18 protein-coding genes are annotated in these 25409 nt (G+C 58.8%); 12 read left to right on the forward strand and 6 right to left on the reverse strand.

Features of this window, described 5'->3' with window-relative positions; genetic code table 11:
• The first annotated feature begins 32 nt into the window (after window positions 1-32).
• Genes selD through chrA form a run of 3 tightly spaced genes read left to right on the forward strand, consistent with a single transcriptional unit; the run spans window position 33 to window position 3436 of the window.
• A complete protein-coding gene (selD, locus tag ACFO3S_RS05830) occupies window positions 33-1082 on the forward strand; it encodes a selenide, water dikinase SelD (RefSeq protein ID WP_378093287.1) in 1050 nt (349 codons plus the stop codon).
• Window positions 1083-1121: 39 nt separating this feature from the next.
• The gene (gene mnmH / locus ACFO3S_RS05835) at window positions 1122-2204 is read left to right on the forward strand and encodes a tRNA 2-selenouridine(34) synthase MnmH (protein WP_378093289.1); all 1083 of its coding nucleotides are present in this window, start codon (window positions 1122-1124) and stop codon (window positions 2202-2204) included.
• A 20-nt stretch (window positions 2205-2224) separates the two neighbouring features.
• Entirely contained in the window at window positions 2225-3436 is a 1212-nt protein-coding gene (chrA, locus tag ACFO3S_RS05840; RefSeq protein WP_378093291.1) for a chromate efflux transporter, read from the forward strand.
• Here chrA and ACFO3S_RS05845 read toward each other — a convergent pair.
• Window positions 3423-4388 carry an SGNH/GDSL hydrolase family protein gene (locus ACFO3S_RS05845; protein WP_378093293.1) on the reverse strand — a complete coding sequence of 322 codons (966 nt, stop codon included), beginning with the start codon at window positions 4386-4388 and terminating at the stop codon, window positions 3423-3425. The two genes, chrA and ACFO3S_RS05845, sit on opposite strands and share 14 nt — an antisense overlap.
• A gap of 13 nt (window positions 4389-4401) precedes the next feature.
• Window positions 4402-4656, reverse strand: a complete 255-nt coding sequence (locus ACFO3S_RS05850; protein WP_378093295.1) for a hypothetical protein — start codon at window positions 4654-4656, stop codon at window positions 4402-4404.
• Between the two features lie 256 nt (window positions 4657-4912).
• Between ACFO3S_RS05850 and ACFO3S_RS05855 the strand changes: the two genes are divergently transcribed.
• The 9 genes from ACFO3S_RS05855 to ACFO3S_RS05895 all read left to right on the forward strand — a co-directional run bounded on the left by ACFO3S_RS05855 (window position 4913) and on the right by ACFO3S_RS05895 (window position 20151).
• Window positions 4913-6355, forward strand: coding sequence for an L-arabinose isomerase family protein (locus ACFO3S_RS05855; RefSeq protein ID WP_378093297.1), 1443 nt, complete (start codon window positions 4913-4915; stop codon window positions 6353-6355).
• Between the two features lie 14 nt (window positions 6356-6369).
• On the forward strand, window positions 6370-8829 hold the full coding sequence (locus ACFO3S_RS05860; RefSeq protein ID WP_378093299.1) for a hypothetical protein: 2460 nt from the start codon (window positions 6370-6372) through the stop codon (window positions 8827-8829).
• A 29-nt stretch (window positions 8830-8858) separates the two neighbouring features.
• Entirely contained in the window at window positions 8859-10436 is a 1578-nt protein-coding gene (locus ACFO3S_RS05865) for a glycoside hydrolase family 3 protein (RefSeq protein WP_378093301.1), read from the forward strand.
• A 207-nt stretch (window positions 10437-10643) separates the two neighbouring features.
• On the forward strand, window positions 10644-12884 hold the full coding sequence (locus ACFO3S_RS05870) for a glycoside hydrolase family 2 protein (protein ID WP_378093303.1): 2241 nt from the start codon (window positions 10644-10646) through the stop codon (window positions 12882-12884).
• A 154-nt stretch (window positions 12885-13038) separates the two neighbouring features.
• Window positions 13039-14721, forward strand: a complete 1683-nt coding sequence (locus tag ACFO3S_RS05875; protein ID WP_378093305.1) for an extracellular solute-binding protein — start codon at window positions 13039-13041, stop codon at window positions 14719-14721.
• A gap of 64 nt (window positions 14722-14785) precedes the next feature.
• On the forward strand, window positions 14786-15682 hold the full coding sequence (locus tag ACFO3S_RS05880; protein WP_378093307.1) for an ABC transporter permease: 897 nt from the start codon (window positions 14786-14788) through the stop codon (window positions 15680-15682).
• 12 nt (window positions 15683-15694) lie between these two features.
• Entirely contained in the window at window positions 15695-16579 is an 885-nt protein-coding gene (locus ACFO3S_RS05885; protein ID WP_378093309.1) for a carbohydrate ABC transporter permease, read from the forward strand.
• A 66-nt stretch (window positions 16580-16645) separates the two neighbouring features.
• Window positions 16646-18478 carry a sensor histidine kinase gene (locus tag ACFO3S_RS05890; RefSeq protein WP_378093311.1) on the forward strand — a complete coding sequence of 611 codons (1833 nt, stop codon included), beginning with the start codon at window positions 16646-16648 and terminating at the stop codon, window positions 18476-18478.
• Window positions 18478-20151, forward strand: a complete 1674-nt coding sequence (locus ACFO3S_RS05895; protein ID WP_378093313.1) for a response regulator — start codon at window positions 18478-18480, stop codon at window positions 20149-20151. Before ACFO3S_RS05890 ends, ACFO3S_RS05895 begins: the two co-directional genes overlap by 1 nt.
• Window positions 20152-20181: 30 nt before the next feature.
• Here ACFO3S_RS05895 and ACFO3S_RS05900 read toward each other — a convergent pair whose 3' ends face one another.
• The 4 genes from ACFO3S_RS05900 to ACFO3S_RS05915 form a co-directional block, all read right to left on the reverse strand.
• Window positions 20182-21171: a serine hydrolase domain-containing protein gene (locus tag ACFO3S_RS05900; protein ID WP_378093315.1), complete on the reverse strand. Its 990-nt coding sequence runs from the start codon at window positions 21169-21171 to the stop codon at window positions 20182-20184.
• A gap of 83 nt (window positions 21172-21254) precedes the next feature.
• The gene (locus tag ACFO3S_RS05905; protein ID WP_378093317.1) at window positions 21255-22064 is read right to left on the reverse strand and encodes an alpha/beta fold hydrolase; all 810 of its coding nucleotides are present in this window, start codon (window positions 22062-22064) and stop codon (window positions 21255-21257) included.
• Window positions 22065-22260: 196 nt separating this feature from the next.
• Window positions 22261-23697 (reverse strand): CAP-associated domain-containing protein, encoded by a 1437-nt coding sequence (locus tag ACFO3S_RS05910; protein ID WP_378093319.1) that lies wholly within the window; start codon window positions 23695-23697, stop codon window positions 22261-22263.
• A 609-nt stretch (window positions 23698-24306) separates the two neighbouring features.
• On the reverse strand, window positions 24307-25392 hold the full coding sequence (locus ACFO3S_RS05915) for a GerAB/ArcD/ProY family transporter (RefSeq protein WP_378093321.1): 1086 nt from the start codon (window positions 25390-25392) through the stop codon (window positions 24307-24309).
• Window positions 25393-25409: the final 17 nt, after the last annotated feature.

Below are 25409 nucleotides of genomic sequence, written 5' to 3' on the forward strand. Positions count from 1 at the left end.
TAGGAGAAACAACAATAGAGAGGAACGTGCGCATGTCGACAACGGACAAAATCAAGTTGACTTCATACTCCAGCAAAGGCGGCTGCGGCTGCAAGATCGGCCCCGCCGACCTGGCCCAGGTCATTCGCCAGCTTCCTCCGGCGGCTCCGAACCCCGATCTGCTCGTCGGCCTGGATACGAGCGACGACGCGGGGGTGTACCGTCTTAATGACGAGCTTGCGCTCGTGCAGACCGTCGACTTCTTCACTCCGATCGTCGACGATCCCTATTCCTTCGGGCAGATTGCCGCAGCGAACGCGATCAGCGACATCTACGCGATGGGAGGCACCCCGCTGACGGCGCTGAACATCGTGGCGTTCCCGATCGCCGCGCTGGACAAGCAGGTGCTGGCGGACATTATGCGCGGCGCGGCGGACAAGGCGAACGAGGCGGGCATTACGCTCGTGGGCGGACACTCCATCGACGACAAGGAGCCGAAGTTCGGACTTGCGGTGACGGGCCTTGTCCATCCGCAGAAGATTCGCACCAACGCGGGCGCGAAGCCGGGGGATCAGCTGATCTTGACGAAGCCGATCGGGGTAGGCATCCTGACGACTTCGATCAAGAAGGATCAGCTGTCGGAGGAGGAGGTCGCGCGCGTCACGGCCGTGATGGCCGCCTTGAACAAAACGGCTGCGGAAACGATGAGCCGATTCCAAGTCCACGGCTGCACCGACGTGACCGGATTCGGGCTGCTCGGACACGCGCTGGAGATGGCGAAGGGAAGCGGAGTGGGGCTGCGCATCGTCAAGGATCAGGTTCCGCTGCTGCCGAGAGTCCGGGAGCTTGCGGATAAAGGCTTTGTCCCCGGAGGAACGAAAAACAATTTCGCCCATGTGCAGGACTCGATCGCCTTCCCGGAGTCTATGGATCAAATCGACCGGTGGATTTTGTGCGATGCCGTCACCTCGGGCGGGCTGTTGATTTCCGTCTCGCCTTCGGACGCCGCCGCCTTGCTCGAGGCGCTGCGCCACGCCGGGGTCGAGGCCAGCCGGATCGGCGAAGCGGTCGAGAAGCATCCGGGGCGGATAGAGGTTCTGTAGCGGATGGGGCAGATGCTGAGAGAGTAAGGAGAGAATGCGTTGCTTTATGAGATTACGCTGGAAGAATTAAGAGCGCTGATAAATAAGCAGGAGCTCGCGGTCGTCGACGTTCGTTCTCCGTCCGAATACGAGCTGGCTACAATACCGGGCAGCCTGAACATCCCGCTGTTCAACGACGCCGAGAGAGCGGAGATCGGAACGATCTACAAGCAAATCAGCGTTCAGGCCGCCAAAGAGCGGGGGCTCGAGATCGTTTCGGCCAAGCTCCCCGCCTTTATAAAGGAATTCGCGGAGATCGGATCCAAGAAAGTCGTGTTTTGCTGGCGCGGCGGCATGAGGAGCAAGACGACGGCCACGCTGCTTTCCTTGATGGGCATTCAAGCGTTTCGTCTCGTCGGAGGCTATCGCGAGTATCGCAGATGGGTCGTCGATACGTTAAGCTCCATGGCTTTCCCTCCGCAGGCATACGTGCTTCACGGCAATACGGGTACGGGAAAAACGGCTCTGCTGCGCCGATTAAAAGCCGACGGCCTTCCGGTATTGGACCTGGAGGAGATGGCGGGGCATCGCGGCTCCGTGTTCGGAAGCATCGGCCTCAAAAGCCGCAACCAGAAAACGTTCGACGCCTGTCTTCTGGAGGAGATGATCCGGATTCGGCATTCGCCGTACGTCCTGTTCGAAGCGGAGAGCAAACGAATCGGGAAAGTGACGCTGCCCGAGCTGCTTCTGCGGAAGAAGGAAGAGGGCATTCCCATCCGAATCGAGATGCCGCTGCAAGCCAGAGTAGAGCTTCTCTGCAGGGAATACCGTCCCCCCGAATACAAGGAGCAGTATTATCAAGCCTTCAGACATATCAAATCGAGAATTCACACGCCCGTCGCGGCCGAGATTGAAGCGGCCTTGCTGGCGGACCGGTTCGCCGACGCGGTGGAGCTGCTGCTGACGCATTATTACGATCCGCGATACGCTCACTCGTCGGAGTCGTACGGAGACCGCCCGGGAGTCCGCTTAAGCGTCCGGAACGAGGAAGAAGCGCTGCAGGCGGTTCGAAGCTATCTCCAGGAGCAAGGGCTGGACGATTCGCAGCGGCAAGGGACAGAGGAGTCTGTCGCAGACCGCTAAACGAGGAGTGACCGTTACGGATGGAAACGAATCCGGCCGTGGCGCCAGAGGCGCCCAAGAGCCGTCTGCGCACCCTTCTGGAAGTATTGGGGGTATCGGCCAAGCTTGGCCTTACCTCGTTCGGAGGTCCGGTCGCTCACCTGGGCTACTTTCACGACGAGTACATTCGGCGCCGCCGATGGATGGACGAGCGCAGCTACGCGGATCTGGTCGCGCTCTGCCAGTTCCTGCCCGGACCGGCGAGCAGTCAGGTCGGCATGGGCATCGGAGTCATCCGCGCCGGCCTTCCGGGCGGCTTGGCCGCCTGGCTCGGCTTTACGATGCCGTCTGTCATCGCCCTGGTCCTGTTCGCTATGCTGCTGCAGAGCTTCGACGTGGGCGCGGCGGGATGGATTCACGGGCTCAAAATCGTTGCCGTAGCGATCGTCGCCCACGCGATATGGGGCATGGGGCAGAAGCTGACGCCCGACCGCTATCGGGCTACGATCGCGATCGCCGCGGCCTCCGCGGCCCTGCTGTGGCAAACGGCGTTCAGCCAGGTGCTGCTGATCGCCGTTGCGGGTTTCGCCGGGCTCTGGATCTACCGCCATACGCCCGTACCGGAATCCCCTCGACTTAACGTGCCTGTCAGCCGGGGCGCTGCCGTCTTTTTTCTGCTGGTGTTCGTCGGCTTGCTCGTGGCGCTGCCGCTAGCTCGTCCGCATTCCGCCGGCAGTTGGCTGCCCTTGTTCGACAGCTTCTATCGCGCAGGCTCTCTCGTCTTCGGCGGCGGCCATGTCGTGCTCCCCTTGCTGGAGAGAGAGGTCGTGCCTCCCGGCTGGGTCTCCGGCGCGGATTTCCTCGCCGGCTACGGAGCGGCGCAGGCCGTGCCCGGACCGTTATTCACCTTTGCCGCATACTTGGGGGCGATGATGAACGGAGCGGCCGGGGCGGCGGCGGCGACCGCGGCGATTTTTCTGCCGTCTTATCTGCTCGTCGCAGGCTCGCTTCCTTTCTGGAACGCGATGCGCAGCCATGCCAAGGTTCAAGGGGCGCTGATCGGGATCAATGCGGCGGTCGTCGGTCTGCTGCTGGCGGCGCTGTACGATCCGTTATGGACGACGACGATTCGAGGTCCGGCGGATTTCGTCTTGGCGGCCGTGCTGTTCGCGATGCTCGTCTTCTGGAAAACGCCGTCCTGGCTTGTCGTGTTAGCCGGCGCTGCGGGCGGCGCTGCGCTTAGTCTGCTGTAGACGGCAGCGGGGGCCGGGCAGTCGACGAACAACGGCGCATAATCTCCCGGTAGAAGGCCGAAGCGATTACGCTGTGGCCCTCGGAATTGGGATGTACGGTGTTTTCCGGCCGATGAAGCCAGTCGTTCCCATATGTCATGCCGTACAGATCGATGCAGGGAACCGACTTCTCCCGGCAAGCCTGACGGACTTCGTCGGCCTTGCGTCGGTTCTGATCTTCGGAGTAATACGTATTGTAGGGAATGTTGGAGACGATCAGCTCGGTGTCGGGCATCTGCTCCCGGACGCGGTCGATGCCCTGAACCATGGGGGCATAAGGGCTTTCGTCGTTCATGCCGGCAAGCCACAGAAGGAGATCGGGCTTCCGGGGCGCGGCCACGGCATCCAGCACGCTTGTAACCGTTCGGATCGTGGCGCCGGACAATCCGTGCACGCTGACCGGAACGGCCAGCATGCCTTGCAGCTTGCGGCCGAATAACCCGCGGGGTCTGTCATCGACGTTGGCCCCAAAGGTGATCGAATCGCCGATGCAGACGATCTGGCGATAATGGACGTTCGAGGGCCGGATAAAATCCAGTTCAAGATAATCGAGATTCAAGCGGCAGGAGGATGAGCGTTCATTCTTCCGGCCGCTTTTTCGGATTTCCAACGTATGGAATCCCGCTTCCAGATCGTCGAGAGAGCAGACGAGCATCCCGTGACGCTCGGACGAGCTGTACAGATCGACCACTCGACGCCGCTTCCCGTCGACCCAAATCTCCGCAATGCCATAGTCGCCCGTTGCTGCGTAAATCTTAGCCGAGCGGAAGGCTCCTTGCCATCTGGCTGCCGCGTCTTGATCGGCTGCTCCGCACGTTTCGTGCAGGCTTCCGAGGCCAGCTTCGGCGGAGGCCTTCGCGCTCCATGTCCCCTCGTAGTCCAACGCGATATTTTCGACTTTCATTTCCGGCATCGTCGACCCTCCTTCAGGCTTGCATCGGAACTGCCCAAATGGTCCAATTCCCCGTCATTCGCAGCACCTCAATGACCAGGTAACGTGAAATATCGTGCAGAACGAAGGAGAAGTCGGCTGTCGCGCCTCTTATCGATGCGCGCTCCCCCAGCTCCAGCATATAAGGCCCGTCTTCATTCGGCGCTCCCTGAATCGTCAGGTCGATCGAGGCGTTCTCGGCGGAGGCGTACAAATAAATTTTGCAGCGTGTATATCCCATCATATCCATCGGATTACATCTCATTGTGCTGGGGGTAGGCAAATAAATGTGGGCCGGCGGCGGAGCCAACGGATGTCGACAGTACGGATTCAACTAAGCGCCTCCTCTCTAGCTTCATTCTAGCCGGGGACAGCAGACGAGAATAGGAGACTTTTTTTACTCCGTTGTCCATTTTTTACGAGTTCAGCCGAATCTATTGTCGTCCGAATTCGGATTGGGTACGGTATCATCAATCTTTAATTCAAAACTAGAGGTGGAGATCAGCATGACTTTGACGACGATCCGTAATAGAGCCCGCGTCGGTGTAATTACAGTCGGCCACGAGCCGTATTGGGGGCAATTCGATGGCTTAAAGGAAGAGCTGGAGGGCTACGGACGAGAATTCGAGGCTCTGCTGGCGGGCAACGACATAGAAATCGTCAGCGGAGGCTTCGTCGACAACGTAGACCAATCGTTCGCGGCGGCCGCCTACCTGAAAGCCCGCGACGTGGATTTCCTGTTCTGCAACCTGAGCACGTACGTCACTTCGTCTTCGGCGGCTACGGCCATTCTGAACTTGAACGTTCCGACCGTGCTGGTGGCGCTACAGCCCTTGAAACGTCTGGATTACCGGAAAACGACCACTTATATGCAGCTGGCGAACGACAATATTTGCTCCCTGCCGGAAATCGGAGGCGTGCTCGTCAGAGCCGGCAAGCCCGCTGCGGGCATGATCGTCGGAACGCTGCGCGACGATCCGAGAGCCGTGTCGGAATTAAGGGGCTGGTGTCAGGCGGCGAACGCCCGCCGGGCTTTTAAGCACGCGAAGATCGGATACCTGGGTCACACGTACGAAGGCATGTACGATATGAATTCGGATCCGACGGCGTTCACGGCGGCGTTCGGCTCTCATGTTCAAATGCTGGAGATGTGCGATCTCGCGAAGAGGGTTAACGGAGCGACGAGCGGGGAAATCAAGAACAAGATCGAGGAGATCCGCAGCGTCTTCCAGATCGCGGATCCGTTCATCGATCCCGTAACGAGGCCGATTCGGCAGGAGGATCTGGAATGGTCCGCGCAGGTGGCCGTCGGGCTTGACAAGCTGGTGGCGGAGTTCGGCTTAACCGGCCTGGCTTATTATTACAAGGGGCTGGATAACAACGAATACGAACGGATTGGCTCGAACATGGTGCTGGGCAATTCGCTGCTGACGGGGAAGGGCATTCCGCTGGCGGGAGAGGCGGACCTCAAGACGTGCGCAGCTATGCTCATCATGGATCGGTTGGATGCGGGCGGCTCGTTCGCCGAGCTGCACCCGTGCGACTTTGTCGACAACGTCGTGCTGGTCGGGCATGACGGTCCGCATAATATCAAGATCGCGAACGGCCGGCCGATTATCCGCGGGCTGGACCTGTTCCACGGCAAAGCCGGCTCGGGCATCGGCGTCGAGTTCAGCATCCGAACGGGGCCCGTGACGCTGCTCGGCATCTCGCAGACGGCGGACGGCCGCTTCAAGATGATCGCGGCCGAAGGGCAATCCATCCCGGGAGAAATCCCGCAAACCGGCAATACGAACACGCGCTGCAGCTTCGATCGCCCGGTGGCGGAGTTCATCGAGCAATGGTGCTCGGCGGGGCCTACCCACCATTTCGCGCTCGGCGTCGGTCACGTCAACGCCAAGCTGAAGAACGTCGCCAAGGTGCTGGGCATCGAGCTGGAGATCGTATAGAGGAGGCGGGCGTCATGAACGGCAAACGAGAGAAAATGCTGAAGAGAGCGACGTTGGAGATGAGCCTGAAGCCGTTCAAAAGCTTGGAGCAGACGGCCGTCGACGAGGTATGCGAGGAAGCGCTCCGGCAGTGGAAGCCGCTGCTCGACATGGCCGAGTCGGCTTCCATGCTGCTGTGGGTATCGGACGGCAGCGAAATACTGACCTGGAACGGACGAGAAACCGACTCCTTCGAATGGGCGAAATATATCGGATTCGCGAACGAGGAGTATTTCAGCCATATTCAGGACCGGGAAAATCCCCGCATTGCCCGGCTGTACACGGAAAATCCGGCGGATATGACCTACGGGGACCTGAAGCGCATCGTCGCTTCGTTCAAGCGGGTCGCCCGCGAGCGGTTCGGGGTGCCGCTGGAGATCGGGGCCACGTTCGACGCGGGTCCGGAATTCGCCTACTCGGATTTTAAATACAAGACGCATCCGGAGATTAATCGCGCGGAGCTGGGCGGCCGGTACATTGCGCTGAAGGCCGATTATACGGTTGTCTGCACGTGGTCGAAGCTGAAGCAGGACGGCTCGCGCTATGCGGCCTACCCCGACGGAATTCCGGAAGGAACGCCGTTCGGCGAATTTTTCGGCAAGCAATGCGCAAGCTTCCTGCCCGCGCTCGGGTTCGATTATATCTGGTTTTCCAACGGCTTCGCGCTGTCGTACTTCCCTTGGACGTACCTCGGCGCCAATTACGACGGAACGAATCTTCCGCTGGCGGATCAGGCCGAGCTGTCCGCGAACGTTCTGTCGTTCTGGGACTTGTTCAAGAGGGAATGTCCGAACTATCGGGTAGAGATCCGGGGAACCAATTTCGGAACCGGCATGGATCTGGCGAAGGATTATATTCCGATGCTGCAGCTCTACGAGAAGAACTATCTGGAATATCCGGCGCCGAACTCGCCGTGGGGAGCGCTCAACTTCGACTTCGGGCTGGAGATGACCGGCTACTTGTCGCGGATCGCGGAGCTTCCGGGCGAGACTTATCCCTACCGCTTCTATCCGAACGACCCCTGGTTTTGGCAGAATCCTTGGTTCGACCTGTACGACAGGGAGCCGCACGATATTTATTGCCCGCTCTCCGTCGCCCGGGTGAACGAGTCCGGACAGACGGAAAGCCCGGGCGTCGTCGAGATTTTAACGATCGATACGGAGAAGGGAGAGCTGAGAGAGGAAGGACCCGCTGAGATCGTGCCGCATATCCGCAGGGCGCTGAAGGACCGGCCCGACGCGCCCGGCTTACTGACCTGGCTTTATCCGTTCCGGGAGCTGCATCAGGCGGCCGCCTCCTCCGGCGACCGGTCGGGCATGATCTTCTTCCACGACTGGTTCGTGCGCAACGCGATCAACGAAGGGCTGCCGCTGAACACCGTCGTCGGCACGGACGTCTTCTTCTCAATGAAGGAAGAGGCCGCCGGCAAGCTGCGCGGCACGATTCTGTTCGCTTCAGCCGGATGGCTGGAAGGCAAGCAGGCGGAAGCCGTCGCGAATTATGTGCGTCGGGGCGGGCAAGCGCTGCTGTACGGCGCCGTTCGCGACGCGCGTCTGTGCGAGCTGCTCGGACTGCGGAGCGCCTCGCCGCTTGAGGGCGAGTTCGAATTCGTGCTGTCGGGCATGGTGGACGGCCTGGAGCAGGCGGACACCCGGGCTCGCAAGCTGCGCCATTACGGCATGATCGGAGACGGCGGTCTGGCGGAGACGTTGGCGGACGAGACCGATGCGAATGTTATCGTCGCCTGCGAGGTTCGGCAGGGCGAGGAGAGACGGGCGTTCGCGCTAAGCAGATCCTTGCCGGAATGGAGCGGCGGGCGCATCGGATGGGTGCGGGGCTCGCTCCCGTTCGAGCCGTCGGGCGTCACCCATCTGCCGGTACGTCAGGATGCCGAATGGTCGGACGCGTCGATCGCCGTCCGCACCGTGCTCCGGCATTTCGGCTACACGGTTATGCAGAACAAATACGCCCAGAGCTCGACGTCCGCTCTGATGTTCGTCAAGCGGCACGACAACGCCTATTTTTTCGTCGGCTGCAAGAAGGATACGTCCGTGTCGTTCCGTCTGCGCTTTCCGGACGGAGAACCGGTCATGACCGGACAAACGGCCGTGGTCGGCACCGGCTGCGCCGCTTATGCGCTGGATCGTACGTTCCATGAGGAATGCCGGATTTTCGTCGAGCAGACCGGCCCCTCCCAAGTAAGCTGCCGGGAGATGAGCGCCATGCCGACTCGCAGGAAGCAGTCGGCGCGCCAGCTTGCCGTCAGCGGCCTCGCGGACGCCGTGCTGACGGTGTACCCGCCGCTGGCCGCGCTCGAAGCCGGCTTGGTGGAGCTGCGCGCGGAACATACGGACGGAGTCGCCATCCCGTTCGAACGCCGGGGAAACAAAATTGTCGCGCATTCGGTGAACGGCAGCGTCAGCATTACTTGGTAAACCTCCTGAAGAGAAGGGACGGGTAAACGATGAAATACCGCATTCAGGTCACGGACAGCGCCGCGCGAGCGGCGGCGGCGCTATCCTTCAGAGAGCTTCTCCAGCAAGTCTGCTGTCCGAGCTTCGGCCGGATCGGGGAAGAGAGGCTGGAATCTTTCGGCGCCATGTTCTTCCATCCGATGGAACGGGGCGAGCTTGGACGAGTGATCGGGAAGTTTAAAGCCGCGTGCAAGCTTCCGCCTTTTATCGTCAGCGATATGGAGTGCGGGCCCGGCAACATGATCCTGGGCGCGACCAAGTTCCCCTACATGATGGGGCTTAGCCAGACGAATTCCGAGGCGCTTGCCTTCGAGGCCGGCAAAATCGCCGCCCTCGAAGCGGGGGAGCTCGGGTACAACTGGACGTTCTCGCCGGTAGCCGATCTGGCGGCCGATCCGGACAGTCCGGTCGTCGGCATGCGAAGCGCCGGAATCCGCCCCGAGCATGCGGTCAAGATGGCGAGCGCTTACATGGAAGGCTTGCAGAAGAACGGGATGATGGCGACGATCAAGCATTTCCCGGGGGACGGCTATACCTCTTGGGACCATCACTTGACGACGCCGTCGCTTCCGCTGGACAAGGCGGCCTGGTTCGACGGCCCCGGGCGCGTCTTCCAGGAGCTGATCGATCGGGGCGCGATGGCCTTGATGCCGGGCCACATCGCTCTGCCGGCCTTCGACGAGCCGGACGAGCGCGGACTGTATCCTCCGGCGACCGTGTCGAAGCGGCTGCTGGTCGATCTGCTGCGCGGACAGATGGGCTTCGAAGGACTGATCGTGACGGACGCTATAGAGATGGGCGGCATCGTCGGCTACATGAATTATTACGACGCCTGCGCCGCCGCATTGGAGAACGGCTGCGACATGCTTCTCTTCCCGCGGATGGACGATCGTTTCTATGCGGAGATGGAGCGGAGAGCGGAGAACGGAACGCTCAGCCTCGAGACGATGCGCAACCGGGCGGCCCGAATCATCGCGCTGAAGGAGCAGTTCGGTCTGTTCAGGGCCGGCGAAGCCGCGCCGAAGCCTGATCTAGCGGCTCATGAAGCGGTGGCCAGGCAAGTCGTTGAGCGCAGCATCACGGTCGTGCGCGACCGGGAGGGGATCGTTCCGTTCCCGATCGGCAAGGAAACGAAGGTGCTGCACGCGGTCGTGATGAACAACGCCGACCGGAACGAAGAGCTGCTCGCCAGAATGAAGCAGTCGCTCGGCGGCTTATCCGATCATGTCGAGCAGTGGATCGACCCGGGGCCGGACGCCTTATTTCAGGCCGCAGCCGAGAGGCGCTTCGACTTGATCGTCTGTTCGATCGGCAGCCGGCTGAGCTACGGCCTGAACGTCGTCCGTCTTCATGACGAGGTCGCAAGAAATATGATGGGCGGGTGGACGAAGCTGGGAACCCCGGTCATCTTCGTTTCGCATTTTCACCCGTTCGTCCATAAGGAGTACGAGGCGTCCATCGACACGATTCTCAATACGTACGGCGACATTGCATGCACCGTTCCGCTGCTCGTTCAAGGCATTGCGGGCGAGAGAGCCTTGAACCGGAATTTGTACGCGCACGATTGATCTGGAATCGCACGAGGGTGTCCCTTAAGTGACCTTTAGGGGCCACTTTCACTCGAAGCAGCGCTACTATTCCTCTCGACAAATTGCGAAGACTGCGGGAATAACGGTCTGCCGGACCGTTATACGGAACGTCGATGCAGGTTTGGCGGGAATAACGGTCTGTCGGGCGAATCATACGCAAGTTATCTTGGGCTGGGAGGCTGAAGCATGGGAATCAAAATCGAAATGCAGTGGGAAGTCGGCTGGAGCGACAGCCTGCAGGAACCGCCGAAGCGATGGGTGCCTTCCGTCGTGCCCGGCGCCGTCCAACTGGACTGGGCGAGAGCGGAAAATTGGGGCCATCATTCGTACGGCGACAATTGGCGTCAATACGAGTGGATGGAACGGAAATACTGGACGTATCGCTCCACGCTGGACACCGTACCGGCGGAGGAAGGGCAGAGGCTGGTCTTCGTTTCGAAGGGCATCGATTATCATTTCCATATCCGCGCGAACGGCAGGACGATTCTGTCGCAGGAGGGCATGTTCACTCCCGTCGAGCTGGATCTCACGGAACAAATGGACGCCGACGACGGCCGAATCGAACTGGAAGTCGTCATCGAACCGGCGCCCAAGCTTGAAGGAGCGGAAGGGAGATCCCAGGCGGCCCACAGCTGCAAGCCCGCCGTCAGCTACGGCTGGGACTGGCATCCTCGCCTTATTCCGCTGGGCATATGGGACGACACGTATGCGGAAATCCGCACGCAGGCGCACATCGCGGCCGCCGAGGTTCGCTACGAGCTGGATGCCGATAGGAATCGCGCGAAGCTGACGCTGGACGCCCGACTAAACGGCGCCGGAACCGGCGAATGGGTATGGAAGATGGCCGATCCGGAAGGAAATCCGGTGTTCGAGCGCAGAATCCCGGTCGCGGGAGACTCCGTTCAAGCCTTCCACACGCTGGAACAGCCCCGCCTGTGGTGGCCGCACGACCACGGCGATCAGCCGCTGTATCGATCCGAGGTTTACCTGTCGGGGACAGGGGGAGACGAGGGAGAAGCGGAAGTCCATCGACAAGCGATCGGGTTCAGAAAGGTCCGGCTGGTCGTTCACGAGGGCGGGTGGAAGGAGCCGTCGCAATTTCCGAAGAGCCGCAGCCTGCCACCGATCACGATGGAGATCAACGGCCGAACGATCTTCTGCAAGGGGACGAATTGGGTCAATCCTTCGATCTTCCCGGGAACGATCGATTCTGACGACTACCGAAGCCTTCTGGAATTGGCCAAGGCGGCGAATATGAACCTGCTCCGCGTCTGGGGCGGAGGAATCGTCAATAAGGAATCCTTCTTCGAGCAGTGCGACGAGATGGGTTTGATGGTGTGGCAGGAGTTTCCGCTGGCCTGCAACCTGTACCCGGACACGCCCGAGTATTTGCGCGTGCTGGATCAGGAGTCCCGTTCGATCGTCCTGCGGCTTCGCAAGCACGCCTCGGTCGTCCTGTGGTGCGGCGGCAACGAGCTGTTTAACGCATGGTCGAAGATGACGGATCAGTCGCTTCCGCTCCGCCTCTTGAACGCCAACTGCTACGAGCTGGATCCGGGGACGCCTTTCCTGATGACTTCGCCGCTGGAGGGGATGGGCCATGGGCATTATATGTTCCGCTACCGGACGGGGGAAGACGTGCTGGAGGCGATGCCGAGGGCAAGCAATACCGCGTATACCGAGTTCGGCGTCCCTTCGCCGTCCTCCGTCGAGCAGCTGCAAAGCTTCATTCCGGAAGACGAGCTTTTCCCGCCAAGGCCGGGGACGGCATGGGAGAGCCATCACGCGTTTAACGCCTTGTCTCCGGAAATGTGGCTGATGCAGGATCAGTTGGACCACTATTTCGGGCGCTACGAGACGCTGGAGCAGCTCGTGGAGTACGGTCAGCTGCTGCAATCGGAAGGCTACAAGTGCATCTATGAGGAAGCGAGGCGGCAGAAGCCGAGATGCTCGATGGCGTTGAATTGGTGCTACAACGAGCCTTGGCCGACAGCGGCGAATAACAGCCTCGTCATGTGGCCCGACAAGCCGAAGCCGGCTTATTACGCCGTCCAAGCCTCTTGCAGGCCCGTGCTGGCTAGCGCTCGCATTCCGAAGTTCGTATGGCACGAGGGGGAGTGGTTCGAGCCGGAGCTGTGGCTGCTGAACGACAGCCCGGAAGAGGTGCCCGGCGGGCGGGTAGACGCCTACTTGACGTTGGAATCGGGCGAGAGACGGCTGCTGCTCGAATGGAAGTACGACGGAATGCGGGCCAACGAAAATCGAAGAGGGCCCACTGCGAGGTTTCGGCTTCCGGCGTCCGGCGCCGAAAGAATGAAGCTCGAGCTCGTCGTCGCCGCTCGTCCGGAGCTCAACTCCGCTTATACGCTTCTCTACAGGGCCAGCGATCGTCCGTCCCCTCCGAAGCGAAGCACCTTGAACTTCTGACCCGCGCGGCGCGCGGAAGCCGACAGCCTGTTCGCAGCTTCCGCAAACGCTTAAAAACAGGCAAGAACCGCAAGATTGTCTCGTATCGAAGCGATTGCAGCGGAATTTATAATGAAAGGGCAATGGAACAATCTAGACGAAGCGAGGGGTATACATGGAGAAGAAAAAAAGGACAAAGGCTGCAGCAGGCTTGCTGCTGGCGTCCGCGCTAACGCTTGCCGCTTGTTCGAATTCTACGAACGGCGAGGGGACTCCGGCGCCGTCGACCGGACCGGCGGGACAGAACAGCGGAGCGGCTGCGGCCGTCTCCGGACCGTTGGAGAAATACGATCCGCCGATCGAAGTGACGACGGTGAGAGCGGTGAACCAAGCGTTCAAATACGACGAGGGCAAGTCGATCGACAACAATATTTGGACGGATATTTTCAAAGATCAATACGGCATCAACGTCAAAAATTTATGGGTCGTGGACGAATCGCAATATCGCCAGAAGCTGAACATCTCCATTGCGTCGGGCGACATTCCGGACTTCATGGTCGTCAACAAAGAGGAGCTATTGAGACTGTCGGAGGAAGATCAGCTTGAGGATTTGACGGCGCTGCTGGACCAGTATGGAAGCGATTACCTGAAGGAGCTGTTGAACCAGGATAACGGCACGGCCCTACAGGCGGCGACATACGAGGGCAAGCTGCTCGGCATTCCGCAGATGCAGGTGAACGGCGGGGTCAGCACGGCCGAGATGATCTATTTGCGCTACGACTGGCTGCAGAACCTGAGCCTGCCGGAGCCGAAGACGATCGACGACGTGATCAGGATCGCCACGGCCTTCGCCAAGGACGACCCCGACCGGAACGGCAAGAACGACACCTACGGCTTGGGTCTGAACAAGGAGCTGTTTCAGGCGCACGGCACGGTGAAAGGCTTCTTCAACGGATTTAAAGCGTATCCCGACATCTGGCTGAAGGACGGCGACGGCAACCTCGTCTACGGTTCGATTCAGCCGGAGATGAAGACGGCGCTGCAGAAGCTGAGCGAGCTGTACAAGGAAGGCGTGATCGATCGCGAATTTACGGTCAAGGACTGGAACAAGCTCGCGGAAGATATCGCAGCGGGCCGCCTGGGACTGGCTTACGGCACCGTGTCCGACGGCGGACACATCCATAAGGCGAACAAGGACAACGATCCGGACGCCGAATGGAAGGTGTACCCGATCGTATCGCCGGACGGAAGCCCCGTTCCTCCGCAACTGAGCGACACGGCCAACAACTTCTTCGTCGTCAAGAAGGGCGTCAAGCATCCGGAAGCGATGATTCAGCTGGCGAACATTTATCTGGAGCACTACTACTTGACCAGCTACGCACCGGAGCCGAATCCGTTCATCTCCAGAGACAACGGCATCTTCCCGGGCAAGTACCATCCCGTTCTCATCGATCCGCTGAACGTGAACCTGGACGCGTTCCGCCTCGTTCAGGACGCGCTGGCCAAGAACGACGGCAGCCAGCTGGGCTTCCCTGCCAACGTGCATTACGACCGTCTCACCCAATATGCGGCCGGCGACGAGGCGATGTGGTTCTCGACGATCGTCTTCGGAGCGGAGGGCTCCTACAGCGTCATCGACTATTACGACCAGAACGGCATGGGAATCTACAATGCGTTCCAGGGCGCGGCAACGCCGACCATGTCGGAGAAGATGGCCTCCTTGAAGAAATATCAGGACGAGACGTTCACGAAGATCATTATGGGCGAATCGCCGATCTCCGAATTCGACAAGTTCGTGAGCGAGTGGAAGAAGCTCGGGGGCGACCAGATTACGCAAGAAGTAAACGAAAGAAAGTAAACAGCGATGTCGGCGAGAAGGCGAACGTTCGCCTTCTCCTTACTTCTTGCCGGAGGAGACTGCAATGTTAAAAAAATGGCGAATGCAAGCCCCGCTGCACCTGATGCTGATTCCGGGCTTGGTCGCGATTCTGATCTTCAGCTACATCCCGATGGCCGGGATCGTAATCGCGTTCCAAAAGTTCGTGCCGGTCAAAGGAATATTCGGTTCGGACTGGGTCGGACTCCAGCACTTTCGTTATATGGTCCAGCTGCCTAACTTCACCCAAATATTATGGAATACCGTCTTTATCGCGTCCATGAAGATCGTCGCCGGCATCGTCGTGCCCGTGAGCATCGCGCTGTTGTTGAACGAAATCCGCAAGGAAGCGTACAAGCGGGCGATTCAGACGCTGATCTACTTGCCTTATTTCCTTTCCTGGGTCATTCTGAGCGGCATTCTGATCGACATTTTGTCGCCGAGCAGAGGCGTCGTGAACCAAATCATCGTATGGCTGGGCTTTGACAGCATCTTTTTCCTCGGCAGCAACGACTGGTTTCCTTATACGCTGGTCATCTCCAACGAGTGGAAGGAATTCGGATTCAGCACGATCGTGTATTTGGCCGCGCTGGCCGGCATCAATCCCGCCTTGTACGAAGCCGCATTGGTGGACGGGGCCAGCCGCTGGAAGCAGACGCTTCATATTTCCTTGCCGGGCATGATGCCGATCATCGTCCTGATGGCGACGCTCAGCATAGGCAACATCATGAACGCGGGCTTCGAGCAAGTGTTCAATTTGTACGGACCAGCCGTATATGAAAGCGGCGACATTATAGATACGTTCGTCTATCGGATCGGATTGGAAGAGGCGCAGTACGGCTTGGCCACCGCTGTCGGTTTGCTGAAATCGGTCGTATCGCTGTTCCTGATTTCGGTGTCTTATTTCCTCGCTTACCGCTTTGCCAATTACCGTATTTTCTAAGGAGGTGCCCCTGTGAGCGGACATCCGTCGCCGGCCTACCGAATTTTCCAATGGCTGAATTATAGCTTTCTTACCGGCTTGGCGCTCCTGTGCGTGATGCCTCTGATCCATCTCTTCGCCGTATCGTTCAGCTCCAACTCAGCGGCAACGGCGGGCGAGGTATTCCTGTGGCCTGTCGATTTTACGACGAAGTCCTATGAGTTCGTGCTGACCGAGTCGGCGTTCATGAACGCGATGGGCGTTACCCTGAAACGGGTGCTTCTCGGCGTAACCCTTAATATGGCGATCACGATTCTGGTCGCCTACCCGCTCTCCAAGGATGCGAAGGCGTTGGCGGGCCGCACGGTCTACGTCTGGATTTTCGTGTTCACGATGCTGTTCAGCGGCGGCATCATTCCGATGTATATGACGATGCGATTTCTCGGCCTGCTGGATACGATCTGGGTGCTCGTTCTGCATACGGCGGTGCCCGTATTCAATATCGTCATTCTGCTTAACTTTTTCCGGAATTTGCCGAAGGAGCTGGAGGAGGCGGCATTGATCGACGGCGCCGGACACTGGCGAATCATGTGGGGAATCTTCGTCCCCTTGTCGGCCGCGTCCATCGCGACAGTCACGCTGTTCTCGATCGTCATGCATTGGAACGCCTGGTTCGACGGCATCCTGTTCATGAATTCCCCGGACCACTATCCGCTTCAGAGCTATCTGTACACTGTCGTCGTAGGCATTCAGGCCATCATCGGCAGCTCGACGGATATGGAGGTGCTCGCGATGGTTTCCGACCGAACGGCTCGGGCTGCCCAGCTCTTCGTCGGCTCGATTCCGGTTCTTCTTGTCTATCCGTTCCTGCAGCGCCATTTTACGAAAGGAATTGTCCTCGGAAGCGTGAAGGAGTAGCATTAGTTTATTGAAAGGAATGTAAACGTTCCGCTTCCTTCCTCAGAGAGAGGAGCGCAGGCAGGCATGGATCACCCGTCATCTAGAAAACGTGTTTCGATTTTCGGCAAGCTGGTGCTTGCCTTTCTACTCGTTATGGCGCCTCTGCTCGTATTGGGAGGCGTCATCAGCGATCAGGGAGCGAGAATCGTCGACAAGGAAATATCAAAATCGCTGCAGCAGCAGATTCGATTTTATTTGCTGTCGCTGGAAACGGAGATCGACCGGATGTCCGCCTTGCAGCGTGAGTTCATGAACGACGAGGATTTGGACGCGCTGTCGTTGATGGTTCAGCGAATGTCGATGTACGAGCGGCTCTCTGCGGTGAAGCGTCTGCAGGCGAGGCTAAGAATGATCAAGGAGTCCAGCGTGTATATTGCCAGCGCAAAAGCCTACATTCCGTCGATCGAGCGGCTCGTGTCGTCCGACGGCGGCGTCGAGGAGCTCGATCAAGCGACGTTGAACAAGGTGAAGCAAGGCTCGCTCAGCCCGGCGCACCCTTTCATCCGGCAAGACGGAAGCTTCTTCATTCGCGAATATTATCCCAGCCCTTACAATCTGGAGCATCGCGATCCGAACTTTATTCTCGAGCTGGAGCTGTCGATTCCGGCGCTGTACCGATTTCTTGAGCAGCTGCCGGGCTATGAAAGCGGCGGGGCCGCGCTTGTAAGCGAAAGCGCCGTTATCGTGAGCGGCAAGCATCTGACTTCCTTCGAGAAAATTCAAGAGAAGTGGAACAGAGAGCCGTACCGATGGTTGAAGGAGGGAGCGGGAGCCCCCGGAGAAGCCGCCGCACAGACGTCTATGCTGACGCTGGAGGACGGCAGCTACTTAATCACTTCTCTCTACTCGGCGGCCCTTGATTTGCATCTGCTGGTTTACGTGCCGGACCGGGAGGTGATGGGGCCGCTGATGAAATACCGCATGTACCTGTGGATCGTCCTGGCGGCCGCCATGATCGTCATTCCGGTGTTCGCCTATTGGATCTATCGCATTATTCATCGCCCGCTTCGCAAGCTGGTGGGCGCGTTCCGCAAAGTGGAGTCGGGGATCAAGCAGGTCGAAATTCGCCACGAAAGCAACGACGAATTCCGTTATCTGTACGAGAAGTTTAACGATATGGTCGCCCATTTGAACAAATTGATCTATGAGGTGTACGAACAGAAAATCCGATTGCAGCAGTCGGAGCTGAAGCAGCTCCAATCGCAGATCAATCCTCACTTTCTCTATAACAGTTTTTATTTGATCTACCGTATGACCAAAGCCTACGACATCGACAATGCGACCCGCTTCACCCGTTATCTGGGCGACTACTATCAATATATCACCAGAAACGGAAAAGAAGAGGTGCCGCTGGAGGATGAAATTCGCCACGTCCGCTCTTACATTGAAATCCAGTCCATCCGATTCGGAGACCGGATTTCCGTGGAGCTGGAGGAGACGCCGGAGCGATGGCGCGAGCTTCGCGTTCCCCGCCTTACGCTTCAGCCGATCGTGGAGAACGCGTATCAGCACGGTTTCAACGGCGATACGGACGATTGCCTGCTCCGCATCGGCTTTCGGCAGGAACGGACGTCTGCAGGGGATCCGTTGGCCCTCATTTTCATTACGGATAACGGAGCAGGCCTCACGGAGGAGCAGGCCGAGCAATGGAGAAGCCGGCTGGAATTCGAAACGCATGACCGCGAAATTACGGGCCTGTTAAACGTGCATCGCAGACTCAGGCTGAAGTACGGCGGCGGTGCCGGGATCCGACTGGACGCGGGAGGAGAGGGCTTGACCGTTGCCGTGATCATTCCGCTGCCCGGTTCGGACGAAGGAGCGGAGGGACAAACCTTCGAATGGGGGGAGAGCGAATGATGAAGAATGTGCTGATCGTGGACGACGAGCCGCTTGCCGTGAACTATCTGGCAGAGGCGCTGGCCGATCTGCCGAACCTGCAGCTCAATGTGACCAAAGCTTATTCCGGCAAAGACGCGCTTGCCAAGCTGGGCTCCGGCAAGGCCGATATTCTGCTGACGGATATTCGGATGCCCGGCATGAGCGGCATGGAGCTTGCCGATGCGATCCGGAAGACGAACCCGAGATGCCGGATCATCTTCCTTACCGGCTATAACGATTTCGATTACGTGCAGACCGCGATCCGCAAGGGCGGGGTCGACTACGTGCTGAAGACGGAAGGGGATGGGGCGATTGTCAGCGCCCTGGAGAAAGCGGTCGCCGATATCGAAGAGGAGCTCAACGACGAGCAGATCATGCAGAAGGCTCGGCAGCAGGTGCACCTGGCGATGCCGTCGCTGCGCCGGGACTACTTGATCGATTTTCTGCAGGGCGAAGTCGACAGCCTGGCCGCCCGAAGGAAGCGGTTCTCCGAGCTGGACATCGATCTGGACCCGGACCAGCCGGTCTGCACGATGCTCGGGCGCATCGACGCTTGGGGTTCGTTCTCGGCTCCTGCGGACCGGGCGCTGCTCTTCTACTCCATCCATAATATCGCGGAAGAGCATTTCGAGTCGAATATGCGGTTCGTTGCTCTGCAATACGACCGCACGCGCACGGTCTGGCTGCTTCAGCCGAAGCGGGGCGAAGCGATGGAAACGGTAAATCAAGCGCTTCGCGCCAGCGCCGAACGGATTCAAGCCGCCTGCAAAAGCATGCTGCGCATCCCGTTCTCGATTGCGCTGTCGTTCCGGCCCGTAAGCTGGGAGGAGGCAGGCAGCGTTCTCGAGGAGCTGAAGCTGCAGCTGACCTTCTGTATGGCGGCGGGCGCAGAGGTGCTGATGACGGAGACGGCGGACAGGGAAGACGGCGACAGCCGGCGCGAATCCAGCACGCTGCTGTTGGAAATCGGACGCCTTCGTTCGAATATCCATAAGCTGGATTTGCTGGAGTCGTCGATGGATCACGGAAAGAAGGACGAGTTTGCGGAGCTGTACGGAAGCTTGTTCCGGGTAAAGGAAGAGCTGTTCGCCAGCGACGAAGGCAAGTGGCTGGGGCTTGAACTGTTCTCGCATCTGTCGGCCTTTTTTCTCACCTATCTGAATAAGCGGAAGCTGATCGAGGCGATGGAGGCCAACGTTCAGATCGAGCGAATCTACAACCCGAATCATCATCCGGGATTGGAGGCGATGCTGGCCTTTTTCGAAGAGCTCGGCGCCCGCATTACGGAGCATAACGGCAAGCGGCAGAAGGAACGCAGCCACGTCATCGTCGAACGCGTCCACCATTATATCCATCAGTTTTTGCACGAAGAGCTTTCGCTGACGAGGCTGGCGGAAATCGTCTATTTGAGCCCGCCGTATCTGTCCCGAATGTATAAGCAAATGACCGGACAAGGGCTGCTCGACTACATTAACGAAACCAGAATTCACAGAGCGAAGCTTCTGCTCAAGCAGTCGGACAAAAAAATACATGACATCGCATCGGAGATCGGCTTCGATTCCGCTCCCTACTTCACGAGGCTGTTCCGCAAAAAAACGGGAATGACGCCTCAGGAATACCGGGATTCCTGCAAGGGAATGGACTCGTTATGAGCGGCCGACACCCGCATAGGCTACGCGGAGCTACAGATCCGAAAGCAGAAGCGCAGGGGCGATCAGCTCGCGGAAAGCGTCCGTCGGGTTGCGCTCCTTCTTCCGTCTGTCGTCCGTCAGCACGACGACGACGTTCCATGCAGGAACGACGTAGACGAACTGACCGCCGTAACCTCTCGCATAGAAGTAGCTGAAAGGGAGGGGAGAGCCGGTCTCCTCCGGACGCCGGGAGAGGACGTCCGTCCACCAATGCCAGCCGTAATAGCCCCGATTCGGCGCGCTTGCGGGAACCGCGGGCTGCACGGAGCGGATTGCGCGCTCTTCGGAAACCAGCTGTGCATTTCCCCAGCGTCCCCGGTTCAAATAGAGTTGTCCGAGCTTGAGCAGGTCGGCGGGACGCAGCCGCAAGCCGAAGCCTCCGGTGTGGATGCCCTGCGGATCGGTGTCCCATTCGTAGCGCTCGATACCCAGCGGACCGAACAGCTCCAGATCGGCGAATCTGGCGACCGGCATGCCGGCCGCCTGGACAAGGAGGGCGGACAGCAGCTGCGAGGCTCCGGAATTGTATTCCATTGTCCGCCCGGGCGCTTCGGACATCGGCTGACTCAGCACGAAGTCGACCCAATTCTCCGTCCGGGTCATGCGAGGAAACGATTGAATTCCGCCGAACTCGGTCCACCGGAAGCCGGCAGTCATCGTCAACAGATGACCCAGCTCGATGTCCCGCTTCCTCGGATCCGGATCCGTCAGCAGCTGCGGGAAAAATTCGGCGAGCGGCGTTTCCGGTCCAGGGAGCAGTCTCTTGTCCATAGCAATGGCGATTAAAGCCGACAGAAAGCTCTTCGTGCAAGAATTCACTTTGGCCGTTTCCTCCGCAGCAAGCGGATCGCGATAATGCTCCAGCCGGATGTCGCCGTCCCGTTCGATCAGGCAGCTTCTTAAGTTCAGCGAGCGTAGGGCGGCTAACAGCTCTAAATCGCTCGATCCGGTTCTTGATAACCTCTCGCCCAGACTGGACATCGTTCCCCCTCTTTTCTTCGTCATTCTGCTAACGTTTATTATACCCGACGAATCAATAAGCAAAAAATAATAGGAGCGAAAGATTATTTACGGGCGGGAGAACTTCCAATAGGGGAGCGCTCGCCGCAGCGGGCAGCGAAAAGACGGATCTGCTCGTTTAATTGTTCCGCCGCCTTCGTAGGGATCTGGTGGTGGGCGTCGCGGAGCCATACGAGCTCGCTCGTCGGCAGTCCTTGGTGGAGCAGATGGGCGTAGGGGTGAAACGACTTATCCTTCTTTCCGTAAATCAGCAGCACAGGCTGGCGAATATTTCCTAATCGCGCCGTGCAGTTGTACTTCAGGCTGTATAAATAATACTGCTCGGCGTTTTTGGCGCTGCCTTTTTGGGCATCGCGATAGAGCCGCCGAGTGATGGACGCTTTTGCATTCGCCTGCGCCCAAGAGAGGCCGAGCGCCACCGGCCGGTATGCTCCGATTCGAGTGAGAAAGCGACCTAGCGCGATTTTGGCTCTCAGCTTTATGTCGCTCGCCTCCGACATTCCGCCGATCACGATGCCCCCGAATGCCCGATCGGGGCAAGTCAACAGAAATTCGAGCACCACCGAGCCTCCGGTCGAATAGCCGCACAAAAACGCTTTATCGATCCCCAACCGATTCAGGAGCTGTCTGATATCCTCGACGATTAAAGGATAAGTGACTTCTTCTTGCGAGTGCTCGCTTTGTCCGTGTCCCCTAATGTCGAAAGCGATCGTCCGAAACTCCTCCGACAAGGACTCCATTTGCATTTGGAAATTCATGCTCGTCAGCACGGGGGGATGAATAAACACGATGGCCGGTCCCTTGCCGCGATCTATGTAGTGCATTCTGTATCCGTTAATAGAGGTCTCGGGCACGCATGCTCACCTTCTTCGTGTAATGTGAACGTCCATGAAGTTAATGTAACTCGGTCTTCGCGCAAACATGCATGGGAATAGGGAATAGATGAAGGATTCCGGGAAGGGCGGCAAACAGAAGGGAAACGATGGCGGGTGTGGGAGATGAAAAAAGGACACGCCCTGCAGAGAGGGGTGTCCGTTGGGCGGGGCTGGACTAGCCGCGCGGAGTATAAAAATTTTGAGTATAGTAGATCCGGTAGGAGTATTTCGCCGAATAAACGATGCCTATGCCCAGCCGTTCGAATCTGTCGTCCAGAATATTGCGCCGGTGGCCTTCCGAATTCATCCATTCGGAATGCGCGAAGACGGCGTTAATCTGGCCGGCCGCGATGTTCTCTCCAGCTGCGGAGTAGGTAATGCCGTCGGCTTTAATCCGGTCGAACGGGCTGCTGCCTTGCAGATTCGTATGATCGAAAAAGCCGTTCTCTCCCATATCCTTGCTGTGCTTGCGAGCCGTGCCGGCGATCTTGGCGTCCCAGACGAGCGCCTTCTTGCCGGCCAGCGCGCGGGAAGCGTTCGCGAGATCCAGCAGCTGCCGCTCGTAAGCTGTCAGCTGAGCGGCATTAACGACGCCGTAGCTGCCGTCGCGAGCGGAGGCGGTATTGCGCTCGATCATGTAGATGCCCATCGTTTTGCCGCCATTATGCTGGTCTAATATAAACGTTAAGTAAGAGCCGTCTACCTCGTAGCTCGGGTAAACGTCGCTGTCCGCTCGAATCGTAATATTTTTGGCGAGATCGGTCATATGGCGAGCCGTTCCCAGCTTGGCCGAGATGGCCGCTTTTGTAGAGCCGATTCCGAGCCCATCGCCGCTTCTCCACGCGTCGGCGTTGGAGAAGAGCGCGACGACTTTGCCGCCGCCGATGCCGATCTGCGCGTATTGCTTGTAGTCCCGATTGTAGATATACCACTGGAACCCGTATTCGCTCGGATCCACCCGGTCCGGCTGGCCTAGCTTCGTCGTGACTGTCGCCTCGGGGTCGCCGATGGCAATGCCCCGCAGCCGGTATCCGGTGCTCGGTACCGGCTCGACCGCCGAGTCGTCCTTCAGCGCGTTAACAATAAACTGGACGGCTTCCGCCCGGCTTAGCGGATTCTCCATCCGGTAGCCTTCCACCGTCGCCGAGGTGATGCCCTTCGACAGCCCGTTATCGAGCAAATATTGAACCGCCTCGGTGCGTCCGAGAATCTGCCCCTTCAGAGCGGCGAGCAGCTGCGCGGCTCCGCCTCTGTCGAAGCTCGCGCCTGCTGCGGCCAGCGGATAGTTCCGCTCTTGGGCGTAGTTGTAGTAAGGAGCGCTCCACGTCTCTCCCGTCCGCCGTTCGGGCAGCTCGCCGGGGACGGCGGCCGCCAGCAGAAGCTTCAGGAACTCGGCTTCGGTTACCCGCTGCGACAGACGGAACGTCCCGTCGCTGTAACCGTCGACCCAGCCCTCGGCAGCAGCCCGCTCGACCGCTTCGTAAGCCCAATGAGAGGCAGGCACGTCCTTGAATGCCGCGTCCGCCTGCGGCGCGACTGCCAGGAATAGCAGAGCGGCCGCCAGCGTTAACGTCATCGTCCTCCTGATCAAGCCTCTTGCGGTTTTGTACATCCGTTTGTCCTCCCTTAGCTGTAATCGAGCTCGAATCCTCTTTGATATTTTCACTTAGACAATATCTATTTCGGACGTTCGGACTCGTCTCGACATAGGCTGATGTGCTCAACGTCTTCCGCAAGGGGGGCAATAAATGCGTTATTCTTAGAGGAAATAGGGTCTATAGACTTATTGATTTGCAGAATAGATCCGCTTCGATTGGGGAAATGCCGGATTGGAAGGGGAGAAGCTTGGAAGGGGGGGGCAATGTTGTTAGGTTAAGCCGTTGTCGTATGCGATCGAAGGCGCGCAGCCTGCCGGCAACGTCTAACGGTTGCAGTGGCGCTTAATCGATCGTTTTCCCGAAAAAGGAAAAGCTAACGGTTGCCGCCGCGCTTATTTTGGGGTTATCGAGCGAAACGGCGCGTTTTCGGCTGAAATAGCCGCTGCCGCAACCGTTACAACCCCCGTACTGCGAAAATGGCACAATTAGCGGCGCTGGCAACCGTTACGTTAGTGGGCTGGCCGGGGTTGGCGTGTGTTGGCCTGGGCTGGCGGGGGCTCGCGGGGTTGGCGTATGTTGGCCTGTGTTGGCCTAGACTGGCGGGGGTCAGCGTCCGCGTTCGATCAGCGCGTCCGTTGCCTTCGGAGAAGCATCGCAGCATAGAGCAGGAGGGGCAGGGCGATCTGGGGAATCGGATCCCAGTTCAGCACTTCCTTGCCCAACCAGATATGGTGCGTGTAAGTGGGCGACAGAAATGCGACTCCGAAGATGACGGCGCCGACCGTCACAGAGGACAGATTGTAGCCGAGTCCTGTCAGGCGATGAAGTCCGACGGCGGATCCGATGAAGAACGCGGCCACTTTCGTCCCCAAGCCGATGAAGAGGATGAGGACGAAGAAGATGTCCATTCGCTCGAAGACGTCGCCGACCTCGATCAATTGCACCGTTTGCAGCAGCGGAAGCGTACAGTTCGCGGCGATTCCCGGACCGAGCACGAGAATGACGACTTGATTGAGAACGGTGAGCGAGAGCGCAATGGAGACGTAAGCGATGTACATCGACTTCTTCAGTTTCCGAACCGAATTCGAGACGAGCGGAAAAAAGACGAGAAACAGCACGGACTGTCCGAACGGGAACGATACGATCTCGGGAAACGCCGCGTCTAGAATCGGTCTCCACCCGGATTCGAGCATCGGAAACATTCGTTCGATCTGAATTTGCCTCAAGCCGGCCAGCAGCAGAATAAGGATCAAGTAGCTTCCCAGCAGCAAAGGAAAGATCGCCAGACTGAACTTGAACAGGACGGGGGCGCCCAGGCGAACGGTATTGGTGATAACGAGAATGGCGATCAGCATAATGACAAATAGCGGCGTTCGATGGAGAAGGATGAGCGCGGCGATCTCCCCAAGATCTCTCAGATTTCGCGAGGCTTCATACGCGAAATATCCGGCGAAGACAAACCCCGCCGCCGTACCGATCCATTTGCCCCAATAGCGGGATAGCAAGGCGAACAGGTCGCGCTGCGGATCGGCCCGATAGATTGCCAAGTACAGCATCAGCAGCAGGAAGCCCGCTGCGGCAGCCGCAAGCATCGAAAGCCAGGCGTCCTGCCTGGCCTCCGGCGCCATCAGGAACAGCGTCGTGCTGCCGACCTGGAATAAAATATAACAGACGAGCAGCTCGGAAATCCGCGTATGTTGGCCGTCCACCTTGTTCCCCTCCTTCG

It is taken from the genome of Cohnella hongkongensis, from assembly GCF_042654645.1.
Lineage (GTDB): Bacteria > Bacillota > Bacilli > Paenibacillales > Paenibacillaceae > Cohnella > Cohnella hongkongensis.

Excerpts from the sequence above, each read along its gene's own strand:
- ACFO3S_RS05845 (WP_378093293.1), bottom strand. The coding sequence starts at position 4,388 with ATGCCGGAAATGAAAGTCGAAAATATCGCGTTGGACTACGAGGGGACA.
- ACFO3S_RS05910 (WP_378093319.1), bottom strand. The coding sequence starts at position 23,697 with ATGTACAAAACCGCAAGAGGCTTGATCAGGAGGACGATGACGTTAACG.
- ACFO3S_RS05880 (WP_378093307.1), top strand. The coding sequence starts at position 14,786 with ATGTTAAAAAAATGGCGAATGCAAGCCCCGCTGCACCTGATGCTGATT.
- ACFO3S_RS05870 (WP_378093303.1), top strand. The coding sequence starts at position 10,644 with ATGGGAATCAAAATCGAAATGCAGTGGGAAGTCGGCTGGAGCGACAGC.
- ACFO3S_RS05855 (WP_378093297.1), top strand. The coding sequence starts at position 4,913 with ATGACTTTGACGACGATCCGTAATAGAGCCCGCGTCGGTGTAATTACA.
- ACFO3S_RS05895 (WP_378093313.1), top strand. The coding sequence starts at position 18,478 with ATGAAGAATGTGCTGATCGTGGACGACGAGCCGCTTGCCGTGAACTAT.
- ACFO3S_RS05865 (WP_378093301.1), top strand. The coding sequence starts at position 8,859 with ATGAAATACCGCATTCAGGTCACGGACAGCGCCGCGCGAGCGGCGGCG.
- chrA (WP_378093291.1), top strand. The coding sequence starts at position 2,225 with ATGGAAACGAATCCGGCCGTGGCGCCAGAGGCGCCCAAGAGCCGTCTG.
- selD (WP_378093287.1), top strand. The coding sequence starts at position 33 with ATGTCGACAACGGACAAAATCAAGTTGACTTCATACTCCAGCAAAGGC.
- ACFO3S_RS05890 (WP_378093311.1), top strand. The coding sequence starts at position 16,646 with ATGGATCACCCGTCATCTAGAAAACGTGTTTCGATTTTCGGCAAGCTG.
- ACFO3S_RS05850 (WP_378093295.1), bottom strand. The coding sequence starts at position 4,656 with ATGGATATGATGGGATATACACGCTGCAAAATTTATTTGTACGCCTCC.
- ACFO3S_RS05860 (WP_378093299.1), top strand. The coding sequence starts at position 6,370 with ATGAACGGCAAACGAGAGAAAATGCTGAAGAGAGCGACGTTGGAGATG.
- ACFO3S_RS05875 (WP_378093305.1), top strand. The coding sequence starts at position 13,039 with ATGGAGAAGAAAAAAAGGACAAAGGCTGCAGCAGGCTTGCTGCTGGCG.
- ACFO3S_RS05900 (WP_378093315.1), bottom strand. The coding sequence starts at position 21,171 with ATGTCCAGTCTGGGCGAGAGGTTATCAAGAACCGGATCGAGCGATTTA.